Genomic DNA, 15,911 nt, shown 5'->3' on the forward strand with positions numbered 1-15,911 from the left:
AGACGGTCCGTAGCGTTCGTTACTCCGTCGCACCCGGCGTCTCGGTCCGAACCTGCGACCGGATCTGTTCGAACGTCGCTTGCGAGAGGATCCCGGTGACACTTTCGATTGAAAGGGTACCAATGAGGCCGGCTGGTGGGCCAGTGACCAACAGCGCACTCGCTTCGGGAACAGAATCGTCGACAGTGAGACCGAAGTCTGCTGTCGCACGCTCCTCGAAAGAACTGATTGCGTCTTCGCCAAGGTTCTCCTGTGCGGTACGGTATTCCGCCTGTGCCTCGCTTTGTGTGAGATTCCCTGCCTGGAGTTCAGATTGGATCTCCTGCTGTCGTTCCCGCAACTGTGTCTGGTCCGGTTCAACCACGACCGTCACGGTCGCGGAGTCCGCGTCCGCGCTCTGGCTCTGTGGCCCTGTACCCGTGTTCGTTCCGTCGCTGTCGCCTCCCTGAAGGGCGTTACAGCCAGCGAGCGACACTGTCGCGCTCGCTCCGGCGAGTTCCATGAATCGTCGGCGTGTGGACTCGAATTCCATTATCGACTAGCGCGGGTCTCGCGGTGTAACCCTTCTGGTAGCCGACCGCGGCTCACTCCACTGGGCTGCCCTCTCGAACACTGTGGCTTCGAGAGACGAAAGACAGTGGTGCCTGTGGTCCAATGACGAATCAATAGCGCGTATGCCGGGACTGGAGTCGGACGAGACGCTGGACGCGCCACGACAGGACGCGATTCCGACGCTTGAGAGCGATGTATCCGGCACAGTCGTCTGGCATCGCGAACACCTTCGGATTCGCGATCAGGCCGCGGTAGCGAGGGCTGCAACGTCCGAGTATATGCTCCCGCTGTTCGTGTTCGACCCGGCGTTCTACGGCGCGGACGGCCTCGCCTGTGACAGCCGTATCCGCTTCCTGCACGACTGTCTGGCCGACCTCGCAGACCAGTACCACACTGTGACCGGCCGCGGGCTCACTTACGCCCACGGGGACCCGGTGGACGTGCTGGGGCGGTTCCGCGAGGCCGGCTGGGACATCGTGACGATGGCCGTTCCCACCGGACGCTACGGCCGGGAGCGGGACCGCCGCGTTCGGGAACAGTGTGGCGTCACATTCGTCGACGGCGACGGGCTGGTTCGGGACCGAGCGGAGACCCGCAACGGGTGGCAGGACGACGTGTCGGCGTGGTTCTCCGCCGACCAGTACGACTGGGACCCGAGCACGGTCACCTCTCGGAGCTTCGATAGCGGCATCGACATCAGCACGATTGAGGAACACTACGACCTCACGCCGTCGAAATCTGCGGTGCCGCGCGGCGGAACCGGGCCAGCACGCAAACGGCTGTCTGCGTTCGCCGAGCGGATCGACGACTACCCGGGGAACATCTCCGCGCCGACGGACGCGCGGGACGGGACCAGCGGGCTCTCGCCGTACCTCGCCTTCGGCTGTCTCTCCGTGCGGCAGGTCATCCAGTACATCGAGGCCCACGCGCCCGACGGCCGCGGGAAAGAGATGTTCGTCTCGCGGCTGTTCTGGAACAAACACTACGAACAGAAACTCGAAGACTGGCCCGGCTGGCTCGATACGGCGGTGAACCCGGTGTTCGAGGGGTTCAACACGGCACAGTATGACCCCGATCTGGTGGCCGCTTGGAAGCACGGACGGACCGGGTTCCCGATGGTCGACGCGTCGATGCGGTGTCTCAAGGAGACGGGCTGGCTCAACTTCCGGATGCGGGCGATGTGTGCCTCGGTCTACTACCACTTGCTCCAGCAGCCCTGGCGGATCGGCGCGGACTGGTTCTACCACCATCTCATCGACGCCTCGGCGGCGATCAACTACACACAGTGGCAATCACAATGTGGACTGATCGGCAAACCGACGCTCCGGCTGTACAATCCTCGAAAGCAGGTCCGTGACCAGGACCCGGACGGCGAGTTCATTCGTCGGTGGGTGCCCGAACTCGATTCGCTCCCCGACGAGTACCTCGACCGGCCCGAGGGGACGCCGGTCCACGTACAGGCGTCCTGTGGCGTCAGCATTGGCGAAGACTACCCGCACCCGGTCGTCGACTACGACGCGGCTAGACAGGCGTTCCGCAGGCGTTACGAGGAGGTCCGCGCTGACGCGGCCGACGCCCTGCAGGACTCGGCTATTGCGCGCCGTGCCTCCTTCTCCGGCGGCCGCGAAGCCGCTGCACGCATCGCCGCGGAACACGGGACGGATGCGTCGAACGGCGCGGAAGACGGCGGGACCCAAAGCACCCTCGGCTCGTTCGGCGACGAGTAGCTCCACAATTCGTTCAGTGTTGCCAAACGCCAAAGAGGCTAAGACGGTTGCCCACGCAGACGTATCCAATGGCGGAGGGTCCGGACGACACCGTTTTCGAGGACTGCCAGTTCCTTACTGGGTCACCACAGCGGTTCGCAGTACTGGCCCAGCTCCGGGAGCGTCCGGCACGGCCCACCGATCTGTGCGATGCGGTGGACGCGACTCGGACCACGATCCAGCGGATACTCGCGGGCTTCTCCGAGCGGCAGTGGGTCGTCAAACGGGACGGCGAGTACCGGCTCACGGTGACTGGACAGCGGGTGTTGGACCAGTACACGGCACTCATGAGCGAGATCGAACGGGCTCGGGCGGTCGGTCCGCTGGCAGCCCACCTCGGTTCCATCGCGGCGGATCTCCCGGCGGAGCTGTTAGACCCCGATTGTCTCACGACGAGTTCCGAACAGAACCCGCTGGCCGCGATTGATCGGTTCACGGACTGGCTGCACGAGGTCGACGGCGACGTTCGGGCCATCTCGCCGATCGTTACATCGGTGTTCAACGACGTCGCGGTGGACCTGCTCGAAACGGGGACGCGTATCGAGTTCATCATCGATCACAGCGTCCTCGAACGGTCAGCGTCGGACTTCGCAGACGCGCTGGAACGAGGCGTCGAACACGAGAACATCGACACGTACGTCCACGATACTCCGCTTGATATCGGCCTCGCACTGGACCGCTCGCGGGTCTGTCTGGCGGCCTACGACGACCGGAACAACGTCCGGGCGATAGCCGAATCCGACGCCACAGCGGTGTATAGCTGGGCTGAGACGGTGTTCGACCGATACAGAGCGCGGTCACAGCCGCTTGAATCGGTCCTGTCGGTGCAAGAAAACAAGCAATAATCCAGTCGCTCACGGATGGAATCCGGTGTGGAAGGGCCGAAGGGAGCACTGGTCGGCGCGCCAGCACTCACTGGAGGGCGGGATGGCGTATCCCCGGAGCATGGTATAGCCGGTGGGGGCCTATACTTATTCGCTGTAACTGTTTCGGGACACAACACATGTTACAGGGGCTGTAACAGCTTAGAACGTTCATGCTATTCTGATCCGACGTCCGGGTTCGTTTTGCGACAACAACGGGCTGTGTTTCTATACTTTCACCCAGAATGAAATAATAGCCGACAGTATAAGTATGTGGCAATCGTTGACAGAAGTATGTCTCCGCCTGGACGGGAGATTCAGTACACTGAATCGGACGTTATCGAGGTGTTCAGACACCGAAACGATTACGCGGAGCCACTCACGGCGTCGGAGGTGGCGGACAGACTCGGCTGTTCGCGACGGACTGCGCTGAACAAACTCCACGACCTCGAATCGGAGACAGATATCACGAGCAAGAAAGTCGGGGGCCGGTCGCGGGTGTGGTGGATCCCCGTGCGAGCGGATTGATGCGGATTGTTGTCGACTATTTCCCGATAGTACCGACTTCGGAGTCGACACAGATCGGTACATCGCTACAACTATGCGACGGTGCCGTCAGGCGGTTTACTCTTGGAGTGGGATTGGGGCCGTGTCACGACGGACACACTGAAGACCTGTAGCAAAGCAGACTGATCTCATGGCTGGCTGTATAGAACCCCACGCAAGCGGGACCATTCAGAACTCCCACTGCTGAGCACGTTCGCGGGCCTCCGAGCGCGCCTGCTGTTTGATGGCCTCGATTTTCTCGGCATCGTCGAGGAACGCTTCGACGGCACTCTGTTCGGTGGTTCCGTCCTCGGCTGCTGCCGCGTCGCCGTCGCCCATCGCTGGCAGCCGCTCGTCGGGAGCCGCCCGTCGCGTACTGTCGGCCAGCGCCGGGTCGCCGCCCAGCCGTTCGGCGGGCATCCCGGGTGGGACTCGGAGGTTGGCTGCTTCGTGTGCCGATTCGAGGTCAGCGGCGTCAAGCGTGTACAACGAGACGTGGTACGGCCCGGGAATGGCGAGGTCCGCGAGCGCCGGCGGACCGCCGCGGTCCGTGCCGGTGTGGTAGGCCAGCACCGGCACGCCGTCGGTGAACGTGATGACGCCCCGGCCCTCGCCGTCAAGCAGGAGCGTCTCCTGGGACTCGAAGACGGCATAGCCGGTCAGTTCGCGGTCGAGCACGTCGGCCAGCGTGTCCCGCGGGTCCGTGACGACGCGGGACTTGTCGAGTCGGCCGCGGGGCAACTTCATAGTGACTCGGGGATGACGGCGCTCTGGAACCGGTCGGCGGCGTCGGCGGCCGCCCCATCCCGCACGGTAAGCGATTCGGCGGCCTCTCGGTAGGCCGTCGACGCCTCGCATTCGGGGGCGTGGGCAAGGAGCGGCCGGCCAGCACGGCGTGCCTCACGGGCCCGCTCGCTTTCGGGGACCGCGGCCAGCGTCGGCCCGTCGAAGTACCGTTCGGTCTTCTCTGAGACTTGTTCGATGGATTCGGACTCGCGGACCTTGTTGAACAGGAGGCCCGCAACGTCCGTGTCGTAGGTCGTCGCGTACTCCTGGACCTTCAGCCCGTCCGAGATGGCGGGGATCGTCGGCTGGAGGACGACGACGATGCGGTCGGCTAGCACGATGGGAAGGACGGCGGTCCGGCTGTCGAGCGCTGGCGGCGAATCGAGGAGGATGATGTCAGTATCTTCTGCAAGCGTCGCAACCACGTCTCGAAGGCGGTCCGGGTCGGCGTCTCTGAAACCGTCCAGGCTCGTTCCACAGGGAACGACGGTCAGCCCGAACCGGTCGTACGTGGCCGCCTCAACGGGCGCGTCGTCGGCCAGGACGTCGTGCAGCGTCGTCTCGGCGTCGGAGAGGCCGGCGTGAAAGAGGAGGTTCGCCATCCCCGTGTCGGCGTCGACCACCGTCACGTCGTAGCGGTCGGACAGCGCCATCCCGAGGGCGACGGTGCTCGTCGTCTTGCCAGTCCCGCCCTTCCCACTGGCGACCGCGAACACTTCGACCATTGGAGAATATTGCGAGCTAGATGTATATAAATTTCCGGAATTTGAAGAAGTATCAAACGGTCACCAATCGGCCAGTCCGAGCGGGCCGAGGTCGACATGGTCGGCGACGAGGCCGGCGGCTCGCTCGTACGGGTCGCCGCTCTCTCGCTCGTTTGCCGCTGGGGAGTTAACACCAGCACTCTCGAACGCATTTCGCACGAAGGCACCTCTGGCACTCTCGGTGACGAAGAGGTCGTGGAGGTATGTGCCGAGAACGCTGTCGGTCGCCGCCCCGTCGCCGTCGAACGGCCGGGCCGCCTCGTCGGTCAGCGTCGAGTCGCCCATGTGGATCTCGTAGCCCTCGACAGTCCCGCTCGCCCCGGAAAGCGGGCCGACGCCACGGAGGTCCCGCCGGACGTGTTCGACTGTCTTCGACTCGCTGAATTCCGTCGTCACCGGGAGCAAGCCCAGACCCTCGACGCGGTCCGCGTCGCCGGTCCCCTCGATTGCGGCGTTCGTGATTTCCTCACCGAGCATCTGGTAGCCGCCACAGAGGCCGACGACGGGGCCGTCGAACGACTGGAGGCGGTCACCGAACCCAGCGCCGGTAAGCGCCAGCAGGTCGTCCACCGTGTTCTTGCTCCCCGGCAGGACCACCGCGTCGGCGTCGTCGAGGGCGGCTTCGGGTGGGACGTACGCGACCCTGACGCCGGGTTCGCGGGCGAGTGGCTGGAGGTCAGTGAAGTTCGAGATGCGCGGGAGTCGCGGCACGGCGACAGTAACACTCCCGTCGTCGGGGACGCCATCGTCAGCGCCGACGACGGACCGCTCGCCGACCGGCGGCAGCGCAACGCTGTCCTCTTCGGGGAGTCCGGGGTCGTCGTAGGGAATCACGCCGACGACGGGCACGCCGGTCCGGTCCTCGAACTCGTCGATGCCGGGAGCCAACAGCGAGCGGTCGCCGCGGAACTTCGTGATGACGGCGCCGGCCACCTGGTCCCGGATGTCGTCGGGAACCAGTTCCAGCGTCCCGACGAGCGAGGCGAAGACGCCGCCGCGCTCGATGTCGGCGACGAGCAACACGTCGGCGTCGGCGAAGCGCGCCGTTTCGACGTTTGCCAGGTCGCGGTCGTGCAGATTGATTTCGGCAATCGATCCCGCGCCCTCGGCGACAATCACGTCGTGGGACCGGGCGAGTCGGTCGTGGGCCGCGCGGGCGGTGTCCAGCGCGTCCTCCCAGTGCTCGTCGTAGTATCCACGGGCCTCGAAATGCCCGACCGCCTCGCCATCCAGAATGAGCTGGGATTCGCCGTCCCCTCGCGGTTTCAGGAGTACCGGATTGTGGTCGGTTGACGGCGCGACGCCGGCCGCGCGGGCCTGAACGTACTGCGAGACGCCGACTTCGCCGCCGGGTGTCGCCCGGGCGTTGTTGCTCATATTCTGGGCTTTGAACGGTGCGACCGAGACACCACGGTCGGCCAGATAGCGACAGAGCCCGGCCGCGACGGTCGACTTGCCGACGTGGCTCGCCGTTCCGGCGACCAGCAGCGTGTGGGCCATTAGGCTGTGTTGGGAGACGAACGCACTGGTGTCTTTCGCTCAGATCACTAAACCCATATCGATTTAACACTGCCCAATCAACTGAATCCGGATTAGCCGTTCACACGGTACTCAACGTGAAACGGTTTAACCGAAACAAGTAAACGATATTGGGTTGAGTCGATGACTATGGCGGAGCGATGGTGCGTCATCATCGGTGATGTCATCGAGTCACGGTCGGTCACAGATAGAGAGGCGTTGCGAGCGGCGCTCAATCAGGGTGTGTCACGAGCGACCGACGCACTCGCCGACCAGACGGTTGCGCCGTTCTCGGTGTTGAAGGGGGTTGACGAGGTCGGAGGAGTCATCAGAAACCCTGGACATGCTTACCGCGCTATCCGGGAAATCACCGAATCGATACACCCGACTGCGATTCGGTTTGCGGTTGTCCACGGAGAAGTTGACGTGGGGATGACAACGAGCGAGGTTTCAGAGATGGATGGCCCTGCGTTCCACAAAGCAGATACGTTGCTAGCTGACATCACGGAAAACGGTCGGGCCGTTGCGCTGCACGATCCTGTCGTGAAGTCTTGGCTACTTTCGCTGCTTGCCGACCAGATACACCTGCTGTTTGCGTGGAAACAGGAATGGACGCCACACCAGGCGTCGATCGTCCATGAGTACCGCGAAAGAAAGAGTATGCAGGCGTTGGCTGACGACCGAGACGTCTCGATTCAGGCCGTCTCACAGACGCTTTCGCGGGCAAAGGCGGAGATGGTACTGTCAACCGAAGCAAATCTTGAAGCGGCCATGACAGAGGTCTGGGAATGAGTTCTGTGAGTTGGCGGACACCAGCGTCGGCCGTAGTCACAGTCGGTGCTATTCTTGGTCTTGTCTGGGCGACCGGTGATTTGATTTCGTCTATCTCATTTCGCTCAGCGGTCGTAGTTGGTGCCGGGTACGCTCTGTTGCTGTCGACAAGTGGGACCATGGTATCCGCTGCTCTCCAATACGCCGGTGCCGATGTGAGTGAAAAAGAAGCGGATACGGGACGTGCGGTCGGGAAAGTAGAGAATATTCTGATACTCACGTTGACGCTACTCGGCGCATACACGGCACTGGGACTGGTGTTCACCGCAAAGTCAATTGTCCGCTGGCAAGACATCTCCAGTGGGAACACGACGTATTATCTCACGGGGAGTATCGCCAACGTGACGTACTCGCTAGTCTTCGGCGTCTGTCTTGACTATCTGCTTGGAACCCTCTAGAACTCCGTTCCCTTCCGCGCGCCCTGCCCGGCGTCGATGGGGTGTTTCTCCTTGTTGACTTCCGTTATGAGATCGGCATGGTCGGTCAGAAATTCTGGTCGCTCGTGCCCGCCCGTCAGGACCAGTTCGAGGTCGTCGGGCTTTGCTTCGATGAGCCCAATCACGTCCGCCGGATCGACGAGGCCGCGGTTCGCGGCGTAGAGAATCTCGTCGAAGACGAGCATATTGACGCCCTCCTCTGGCGGCCCGTCGGCGTCCCGCGGCGTCGAGAGGTCGGCGTCGGCGCTGGCCTGAACGAGTTCCTGTGCCCGGTCGAGTGCGCCTTTCGCACGGGCCTCGTGCTCGTCGTCCTCGCTGCCGTCGAGGAAGCCGTGCCAGCCGTAGTGGCCCGCGTTCTCGTATGAGAAGCCCGGCAGGGCGGCAATCGCGTTGTACTCGCCGCGCACGTCTTCGACGGTACTTGTCCCGCCCTTCATGAACTGCAGGAGGTGGACGCGGTAGCCGTGGCCGACGGCGCGGGTCGCCATCCCCAGCGCCGCCGTGGTCTTGCCCTTGCCGTCGCCCCACCAGACCTGCACCAGCCCGAACTCCTCGGGCGCACTTGGACTGATGGGCTCGGCGGTCGGTCCGGCCGTGTTGTCACTCATATCAGTCCGTTCGCCCGGATTCTGTTTAGCCGTTTGGTCTTCGGGAATGGCGTGTAATAAACGGCCTTTTCACGGTTCGAACACCTCCGTCTCACGGTCAGTGACCACGCCGTACGCCGCGTCGTCGACGGTCGGCAGGCTGTCGCCGTCGTACCGGGCGGCCAGACCCGCCCGGACAGCGTCGCGGACACAGACACGAGCGGCCGCCCCGATTTCAGTTGCGCTGCCGGCGAACGGTGCGGACTCAGCGCTCGGGACACAACCGACGATGGCCGCGTCCGAGGTGGTCCCGGGGATGCCCGCGGCGTCGAGCAGCGTCGCGGCCTTCGCTTCGACAGCCGTGGCGAGCAGCGTTGCCAGCGCGCCGTCGTCCAGCGCGCGGTCGACGCCGACGACGAGATTGACCGTGCCGGGCCGCCAGTCGGGGCTGTCTGCCGGATTTCCGGCGGCCTCGTCTGAGCCGTCCGCTTCACCCTCTCCCGACATCGGCAGCGCGGCGGGGTTCGAGAGGCCCGCGGTCGCCAGCACCGACACCGGGCCGCTCCGGGCACATCGGGCGTGCTCCATGTGGACGCCGGTGAGCAATGTCGGGCCGAGGGAGAAACCGGTCGCGGACAGTCGATCCGCGCGGTAGGCGTCGAGGTCGGTCCGCTCGAACCCCTCGGGTACGGTGACGTTGTAGACGGCGTCTGCGGTCCGGTAGCCCCCGTCCCACGCCGTCGAGAGCCAGTTGGCACCCTCGCGGCGGACCTGACAGACGCCGTCCCGAACGGTCGTCTCAAACATCCAGCGCGTCCAGCAGCCGGTCGTTTTCTTCGGAGGCTCTGACGGCGACGCGGATGTGCGAGTCCAGCCCGCGGAAGGTTCGGGCGTCCCGGAGTGCGATACCAGCCTCGCGAGCCGAGGCAAGGATGTCGTCGACAGACTCGTCGGCGTCGCTGACCGACAACAACAGGAACGGCGCATCGGAGGGACACACGTCGAACCGCGCCGCGAGTCGGTCCCGCATACGGGCTCGCTCGTCGGCGACACGGGCCTTCGTCTCCGCGACGAACCCGCCTTGCCCGTAGCAGTGCGTGCCGACCGCGGCCGCCGGCGCGCTCATCGACCAGGCGCGGCGTGCGGTGGCGAGGCGGTCCCTGGCCGCGCCCGCTCCGACGGCGTAGCCCATCCGGACGCCGGGGAGGCCGAACAGTTTCGTCAGCGAGCGCGCGACGATGACGCCCTCACGGCCCGCCAGCGACTGCTCGTCGGTGAACCCGAGAAAGGCTTCGTCGACCAGCAGTGTCGTCCCAGCAGAGAGACAGTCGTCGGCGAAGGCTCGGAGCGCCGACGGGTCGGCCGCTTCGCCGGTCGGATTGTTCGGGTTGCAGACGATGGCGAGCGCATGACCGTCCGGGTCGGCGGTCAGCAGGTCGTTGTGTGGGACGAACTCCGGCGTCCCGTCCTGGAGCCGGACCTCGCGGGCGTACTCACCGAAACTGGGATACGGGACGAGCACGCTGTCGCCGGCCCGGACCGTCGTCTGGATCGCCAGGCGAATCGCTTCGAGGCCGCCGGCCGTGGGTATCACCTGCTCCGGCTCGCAGTCGACGAAGGCCGCCGCGGCCGCCCGGAACTCGGGGTAGTCGTCCGCCGGATACGAGCGGGCGGCCTCGAACGCTTCCCGGTACGTCTTCGCGGCGTCCGGCGGGACGCGGGGGTTCGTGTTCGCGCTGAAATCCAGCAGGTCCGGGTCGTCGCTGCTGCCGTGTGGGACGCGCCCGTCCGGCCCGATGGCGTCCTCGGCCCCGTTGCCGCCACTCGCCCGCAAGCCCTCGACCGAATCAGGGTCCATTGACGGGGGCTACGGCGGGCGGTGTGGAGAAGGTTTCGCGGCGTTCGGCCTCCGCCCCACGCCGTTACAGCCATTGCTCAGCCACGCGCGCGTCAGCAAGCGTGTTGACGTTGACCGCGACGCGTCGGTCCCGCGTGAGCCAGGCGTCGTCGGGGCCGTCGCTGACGACGTTGACGCCTGTCGGCGCGACCTCCCGACCTCCGTTGTCGAACGTCGTGTCGTCGCTCACGCCGAGGGCACGCTTCAGCGAAGCCGGGACCAGGACCGTCAGCGAGCCCCCGTTGTGCTCGTCGAGCACGCGGTCCACTATCTCGCCGTCAAGCAGCGGCAGGTCGGCGGCGACGGTCAGCACCGGCCGGGCGAGTCGGCCGTCGGCCAGCGCCGCGTCGAGGTCGGCGACGTACCCCTCACCCGGCGTCTCGATACAGGGCACGTCCAGATGTGACTGCGTTTCCGGTGCGTTCGGCGACGTTACAGCGATAACTCTTTCGACGGAACTGTCTTCCAGTGCGCCGACGACCCGGTCGACCATCGGGACACCGCCGACCCGAAAGAGCGGTTTCTCGGCCTCGGTGTCCAGCCGCGTCCCGCGCCCGCCACACATCACGAGAGCGTCCATGCGAGCACCTCCCAGTCGACGAGCGGTACCGACCGGACGCCGCCGAAGAGCGACCACGCGGCGACGCCGACGTGGAGCGCGACAGCGCGCGTGAGTTCGTTGGCCGCGCCGAACGTGTCGCCGCTGACGCCGCCCAGTCGGCGGTTCGCCCAGCCAGAGAGGCCAAGAGCGAGCAGCGGGCCGGTGAGAACGACGACTGCGGTTGCTGGAACGGCGATGACAGCGGCCGGGAGTGCGACGGCGAGCGAGCCGACGAGGTGGCGTGGGCTGTTCCCGTCGATGACCGTCGACCCGAAACCCTCGTGGCTCGGGCGTCCGACGCAGGCCAGCGTCGCCATCGCGAGTTTCGCCCCCACCTCGGCGGCGAGGACCAGCGCGACAGCGACCAGCGGCGGGAGCCCGGCAGCGGCCAGCGCGCCAAACGCCAGCGCGAGGAGGACGGTCCCCAGCGCGAGGACGGCCCCGACGCCGACAGTCGTGTCCCGCATCACGTCGCGGCGCTCCGCGGGGTCGCCGTGGACGACGGCGGCGTCCCCGAGGTCCGCGAGGCCGTCGGCGTGGTTGACGCCGGCGACGAGGACGACGGCTCCGAGGTAGGCCGCGGCGACGACCGGGGCCGGGAGCAGGCCGGCGGCGAGGAACGGGAGCGCGACGAGGCCGCCGACGACGTAGCCGGCCATCGGGAACGCCGCCGGTGTCCCGACGAAGGCGTCCCATGCCCGTTCGCTGTGGCCGACCGGGAGCCGTGAGAGGAAGCCGAGCGCCCCCCGGACCGCGGTCAGAACCACGCGAGCACCCCCAGACCGGCCAGCAGATACGCCAGCACCCCGGCGACGCCAACCCGCGTGACGCTACGCTGGGCTGTCGCCACATCGGGGAGGTGTCTCGTGGGGTTGAGGACGTACACGCCGGGCTTTTCGAGTCGAACGTCCAGCGCCGCGGCGGCCGTCCCCATCGGCCACCCGGAGTTCGGCGAGGGAACGCCGTCCAGCCAGTCCCGGGCCTGGGCCACCGACCGGGGCGACCCGCAGGCGACGGCGAGCAGGAGCGCACTCGCCCGCGCCGGGAGCCACATCACGGCGTCGTCGAGCCGCGCCGCAGGCGTCCCGACGCGTTTCGAGCGGTAGCCAAGCATCGAGTCCATCGTGTTGACGGCCTTGATCCACGCCGCTGTCCCGGCAGCGACGGGAAGCGGTAGAAGGCCGACGCCCGCAGCGGCGAGCCCGCCCAGGACGAACGCGGCCAGCGACGCGACGAGGCCGTCGGCGAGGTTCTCCGACGCGCTCTCGACGGCGGCGCTGCGAACCTCGCCCGCAGAGAGCGCGCTGGCGTCGCGGCCAGCGAGTGCGAGCAGCCCGTCCCGAGCAGCCGCGAGGTCGGCCTCGGTGTCGGCGATGACGCCCCGAGCGGTCGAGAGGAGACTGCGGAGGCTCGTGGTCAGGAACAGCGCGAGGCCGGCGAGCGCGACGGCGGCCAGCGGTTCGCGAGTGGCGGCGAGTGCGACGCTGCCACCGACGACGACAGCAACTCCGACGGGCAACAGCGCCGCGGCGAACCCTCCGACCGCAAGCGGGTGGTCCCACTCGCGGTCGACCGCCCCGACGAGCCGTCCGAACCACGCAACGGGATGCAATCGGGTCGGTGGCTCACCGATTGCGAGTTCCAGCCCGCCGGCGACGGCCACCGCCAGCGCGCTCAACACAGCGTTCCCTCCCGGAGCTTCTCGGCTATCGCCGGCAGCGAGTGGTCCTCCAGCAGAATCGACTGCGCGCCCACGCGGCCCGCGCCGCCGTCCGTTCGGGCGTCGTCGCCGACGTGGACGAGGTCGGCAAGCGCCACGTCGAGTGCGTCGGCGGTCGACTGGAAAATGGTCGGATGCGGCTTCCGCCAGCCGCAGTCGACGCTGGTGACGACGGCGTCGAACGCGTGGCCGCTCTGATTCTCGATGGCCGCTCGCTCCAGCGTTCGCTCGACCAATCCAGGGACACTGCAGTTCGAACAGATAGCGACCGGGCCACGCTGTGCTGCGGCGTCCAGCGCTTCGATGGCTCCCTCGCGGACCGTCTCCGGGCTGTCGAAGGCATCGAGGACGACCTCGGTCGCCGTCTCCTCGGCAACCTCGACTCCGCGGCTGGCAAGCGCCAGTCGAACGTGTTCGTCCAGCGGCGCTTCCCGGCCGCGGTCGTACTCGCGGTGGGCCGAGCGATAGGCGTCCTCCCAGTCGTCCGGCACCCGAACCGACCGGGCCGAAAGCGTCTCCGCAACGGCGTCCCACGGCTCTGACGGCCGGTCTGCCGCTACGAGCGTCCCGAACAGGTCGAACGAGAGTGCCACACCCGTGTGGTTAGTGCAAGCTCACTTGAACTGTGGGGGTAGACGTGGGAACTGCTGTGGGAGTCGGGCTGCTGTCGAGGAGTTCCGGCCGCTGGAGGACTCGTTACCTCGGACGAGCCCAGCGACAGACCTGGCCTGCGGCATTCCAAACCGTTTATACCCAAACAGGGGTAATCCGGCGGTATGGCAAGAGAGCAGACCGAAGTTCGAGAGCTCGACGAGGGAAGCTACGTCATGATCGAAGACACGCCGTGTAAGATTAACTCCTACAGCACGGCCAAGCCGGGCAAGCACGGCAGCGCCAAGGCCCGAATCGACGCCAAGGGCGTTTTCGACGGCAAGAAGCGCTCGCTGTCCCAGCCCGTCGACGCGAAGGTCTGGGTCCCGATTGTCAACCGAAAGCAGGGGCAGGTCGTTTCCACGGACGGCAACGACGCACAGGTGATGGACCTCGACACCTACGACACGTTCACGATGCGGGTCCCCGAGGACATCGACCTCCAGCCTGACGACGAAATCGAGTACCTCCAGTACGAGGAACAGCGCAAGATCACACGCTCGTAACGATGTTGCCCGGTGCGGGGGCCGACCGCGGGGCGGCCGACTACGCGCTCGTGGGCGCACCACTCGACGCGTCGACGTCGTTTCGCCCCGGGACACGGTTCGGCCCACGCCGCATCCGCCAGTTCGGCCAGCAGTTCGACGATTACGACCACCGCACCGACCAGCACTTCACTGACTGTTCCGTCTACGACCACGGCGATATCGGCCCCACGGCCGACGTTGCCGAGTACCTCACTTTCCTCCAGGGCACTCTCTCGGATTTCGAGAGCGAGGGGGCCGTCCCGCTCGTCGTCGGCGGCGAACACACCGTCTCTGTGGCCGGCGTGCGCGCCCTTGACCCCGACATATTCGTCTGTCTGGACGCGCATCTCGACCTGCGCGAGTCCTACGCCGGCGACGAGTACTCCCACGCGACGGTGACCCACCACGCGCTCTCGGTGGCTGACGAAGCGATTGTGCTGGGCGCACGCACTGGCTCGGAAGCCGAATGGGACCGCGCGAACGAACCCGATGTGACCGTCGTCCCGCCCGAGGACGTGGCCGACTGGTCGCCTGCGTTCGACGACGAGCGGGTGTACCTCTCAGTCGACATCGACGCCGCCGACCCCGGGTTCGCGCCGGGCACCGGGACGCCGGAACCGTTCGGCCTCGATCCGCGGGAGATGCACACCGTGGTCCGAGCCGTCGCACCGCAGACCGTCGGCTTCGACGTAGTGGAGGTCAACGACCGCGACGACGGTCAGACGGCGACGCTGGCCGCGAAACTCCTCCGGGCGTTCGTGTTCGCCCACGCGGACCAGCGCTAATCCGAGATGTATCGGGGAATATTCTCGCCGTCGGCTTCAGCAGACAACTCGGTTGATGTCCAGCGGCGACGCTCGCCGGACAACCGCGTCGACTGGGTCGGCGACGGCCGAGAGATTGTCCGAGTCGCCGTCGAGGACCAGTAGCGCGGCCCGGCGGCCGGGTTCGATGACACCGCAGTCGAGGCCGACCGCTTCGGCCCCAGCGGTCGTGGCCATCCGAAGCACCGTCCGCGAGGGGAGGTCGAACGTCTTCGCGGTGTACTCCATCTCACGGAACATGGATGGTGCATTGAGCATCACATTATCAGTCCCGAGTGCCACGTCAGTGTACTCCAGAAGCGTCTCGATCGGCGGTCGGCCGACCTCAAGGACGCGGTTCGCACGGGGACAGACCGCGATAGGGACGTCCTGATCGGCCACCCGTTCGAGGTGTTCTGCTTCGGCATGGACCATGTGGACCAGCAACTCCGGCTCCAGATCCAGCGCCGGGTGTATGTCAGTGGCGTCCGGTTCGCCGGCGTGGATAGCGAACGGGGCCCCGCGCTCCCCGGTGGCGGTCCGCCGGGCGGTGAAATCGTCGTCGGTCGCGCCGCTGGCACCGAACCCGTCGGCCACGTCCAGCACCGCAGTGTCATCGCTCCCGAAGATGAAGGCCTCGATATCGAGTCCCTCGGCGGCCTCGCGTAGTGCCCGTGCCCCGTCGACGCCGAACTCCCGGAAGTCGAGAAACGCCGCGGTGCCGGTTCGCTGCATGAATCGAAGTGTGCGGTGCATCGCGGCAATCAGCGTCTCGTCGTCGGCCGCTGCGATCTGCTGGTGTTTCAGGCTGTCCGGTGGCACCACTGCCTCCTCCAAGCCAAGACCGACAGCGGCCTCCTTGGCGACTGAGTCGCCGACGTGCGTGTGGGCGTTCACGAACGCCGGCAAGACAATGCGGTCGTGGTCGCTCTCGCGCTCGGACGTCTCCTCGATGGCCGTTATGTAGCCGTCCTCGACGACAACGCTGCCGTGGACCGGCTCGAACGACCGCCCGGCAAGGACGGTTCCTTCGATAGCCTCCATGTGGGTGCGAGGAAGCGG

General features: G+C 66.3%; 19 protein-coding genes. 7 read left to right on the forward strand and 12 right to left on the reverse strand.

Translation table 11 applies throughout. The features are described from left to right. Positions 1-19: 19 nt before the first annotated feature. The gene (locus tag Har1131_RS05540; protein WP_050036985.1) at positions 20-532 is read right to left on the reverse strand and encodes a hypothetical protein; all 513 of its coding nucleotides are present in this window, start codon (positions 530-532) and stop codon (positions 20-22) included. A 142-nt stretch (positions 533-674) separates the two neighbouring features. Here Har1131_RS05540 and Har1131_RS05545 point away from each other — a divergent pair, with 142 nt between their 5' ends. The 3 genes from Har1131_RS05545 (at position 675) to Har1131_RS05555 (ending at position 3,709) form a co-directional block, all read left to right on the forward strand. Continuing rightward, positions 675-2,279, forward strand: coding sequence for an FAD-binding domain-containing protein (locus tag Har1131_RS05545; protein WP_151145423.1), 1,605 nt, complete (start codon positions 675-677; stop codon positions 2,277-2,279). A 68-nt stretch (positions 2,280-2,347) separates the two neighbouring features. Next, positions 2,348-3,163 (forward strand): winged helix-turn-helix domain-containing protein, encoded by an 816-nt coding sequence (locus Har1131_RS05550; RefSeq protein ID WP_050036983.1) that lies wholly within the window; start codon positions 2,348-2,350, stop codon positions 3,161-3,163. Between the two features lie 312 nt (positions 3,164-3,475). Then, positions 3,476-3,709 carry an HTH domain-containing protein gene (locus tag Har1131_RS05555; RefSeq protein ID WP_008308192.1) on the forward strand — a complete coding sequence of 78 codons (234 nt, stop codon included), beginning with the start codon at positions 3,476-3,478 and terminating at the stop codon, positions 3,707-3,709. Between the two features lie 207 nt (positions 3,710-3,916). Here Har1131_RS05555 and Har1131_RS05560 read toward each other — a convergent pair whose 3' ends face one another. From Har1131_RS05560 to Har1131_RS05570, 3 genes are read right to left on the reverse strand one after another with little or no spacing between them, the layout of a single operon-like run. Continuing rightward, positions 3,917-4,474 (reverse strand): hypothetical protein, encoded by a 558-nt coding sequence (locus Har1131_RS05560; protein ID WP_151103719.1) that lies wholly within the window; start codon positions 4,472-4,474, stop codon positions 3,917-3,919. Next, positions 4,471-5,238: a P-loop NTPase gene (locus Har1131_RS05565; RefSeq protein ID WP_050036982.1), complete on the reverse strand. Its 768-nt coding sequence runs from the start codon at positions 5,236-5,238 to the stop codon at positions 4,471-4,473. The genes Har1131_RS05560 and Har1131_RS05565 overlap by 4 nt, the downstream gene beginning before the upstream one ends. 60 nt (positions 5,239-5,298) lie before the next feature. Further along, positions 5,299-6,777 carry a cobyric acid synthase gene (locus Har1131_RS05570; protein ID WP_151103718.1) on the reverse strand — a complete coding sequence of 493 codons (1,479 nt, stop codon included), beginning with the start codon at positions 6,775-6,777 and terminating at the stop codon, positions 5,299-5,301. Positions 6,778-6,945: 168 nt separating this feature from the next. Between Har1131_RS05570 and Har1131_RS05575 the strand changes: the two genes are divergently transcribed. Beyond that, complete coding sequence (locus Har1131_RS05575; protein WP_186764061.1) at positions 6,946-7,587, forward strand: SatD family protein; 642 nt, start codon at positions 6,946-6,948, stop codon at positions 7,585-7,587. A gap of 158 nt (positions 7,588-7,745) precedes the next feature. Then, on the forward strand, positions 7,746-8,024 hold the full coding sequence (locus Har1131_RS22095; RefSeq protein ID WP_014041135.1) for a hypothetical protein: 279 nt from the start codon (positions 7,746-7,748) through the stop codon (positions 8,022-8,024). Here the strand turns inward: Har1131_RS22095 and Har1131_RS05585 are convergent. From Har1131_RS05585 to Har1131_RS05615, 7 genes are all read right to left on the reverse strand, one after another. Continuing rightward, positions 8,021-8,671, reverse strand: coding sequence for a cob(I)yrinic acid a,c-diamide adenosyltransferase (locus Har1131_RS05585; RefSeq protein WP_008308206.1), 651 nt, complete (start codon positions 8,669-8,671; stop codon positions 8,021-8,023). The two genes, Har1131_RS22095 and Har1131_RS05585, sit on opposite strands and share 4 nt — an antisense overlap. A gap of 69 nt (positions 8,672-8,740) precedes the next feature. Then, positions 8,741-9,457 carry an adenosylcobinamide amidohydrolase gene (locus Har1131_RS05590; RefSeq protein ID WP_151145426.1) on the reverse strand — a complete coding sequence of 239 codons (717 nt, stop codon included), beginning with the start codon at positions 9,455-9,457 and terminating at the stop codon, positions 8,741-8,743. Then, positions 9,450-10,508, reverse strand: coding sequence for a threonine-phosphate decarboxylase CobD (gene cobD, locus Har1131_RS05595; RefSeq protein ID WP_151145429.1), 1,059 nt, complete (start codon positions 10,506-10,508; stop codon positions 9,450-9,452). Before cobD ends, Har1131_RS05590 begins: the two co-directional genes overlap by 8 nt. Before the next feature lie 64 nt (positions 10,509-10,572). Beyond that, positions 10,573-11,112: an NTP transferase domain-containing protein gene (locus tag Har1131_RS05600; protein ID WP_191907487.1), complete on the reverse strand. Its 540-nt coding sequence runs from the start codon at positions 11,110-11,112 to the stop codon at positions 10,573-10,575. Then, a complete protein-coding gene (cobS, locus tag Har1131_RS05605; RefSeq protein ID WP_151145436.1) occupies positions 11,112-11,915 on the reverse strand; it encodes an adenosylcobinamide-GDP ribazoletransferase in 804 nt (267 codons plus the stop codon). The genes Har1131_RS05600 and cobS overlap by 1 nt, the downstream gene beginning before the upstream one ends. Next, entirely contained in the window at positions 11,906-12,829 is a 924-nt protein-coding gene (locus Har1131_RS05610) for a CobD/CbiB family cobalamin biosynthesis protein (RefSeq protein ID WP_050036975.1), read from the reverse strand. The genes cobS and Har1131_RS05610 overlap by 10 nt, the downstream gene beginning before the upstream one ends. Beyond that, a complete protein-coding gene (locus Har1131_RS05615; protein WP_050036974.1) occupies positions 12,823-13,461 on the reverse strand; it encodes an HAD family hydrolase in 639 nt (212 codons plus the stop codon). The genes Har1131_RS05610 and Har1131_RS05615 overlap by 7 nt, the downstream gene beginning before the upstream one ends. Before the next feature lie 183 nt (positions 13,462-13,644). Between Har1131_RS05615 and Har1131_RS05620 the strand changes: the two genes are divergently transcribed. Next, positions 13,645-14,025, forward strand: a complete 381-nt coding sequence (locus Har1131_RS05620) for a translation initiation factor IF-5A (RefSeq protein ID WP_004515075.1) — start codon at positions 13,645-13,647, stop codon at positions 14,023-14,025. 2 nt (positions 14,026-14,027) lie between these two features. After that, the gene (speB, locus tag Har1131_RS05625) at positions 14,028-14,831 is read left to right on the forward strand and encodes an agmatinase (protein WP_050036973.1); all 804 of its coding nucleotides are present in this window, start codon (positions 14,028-14,030) and stop codon (positions 14,829-14,831) included. A 36-nt stretch (positions 14,832-14,867) separates the two neighbouring features. On the opposite strand, the gene Har1131_RS05630 is transcribed toward speB, so the two are convergent. Next, positions 14,868-15,893, reverse strand: coding sequence for an amidohydrolase family protein (locus Har1131_RS05630; protein WP_151145439.1), 1,026 nt, complete (start codon positions 15,891-15,893; stop codon positions 14,868-14,870). Positions 15,894-15,911 lie beyond the last annotated feature (18 nt).

The organism is Haloarcula sp. CBA1131 (genome assembly GCF_008728975.1).
GTDB lineage: Archaea > Halobacteriota > Halobacteria > Halobacteriales > Haloarculaceae > Haloarcula > Haloarcula hispanica.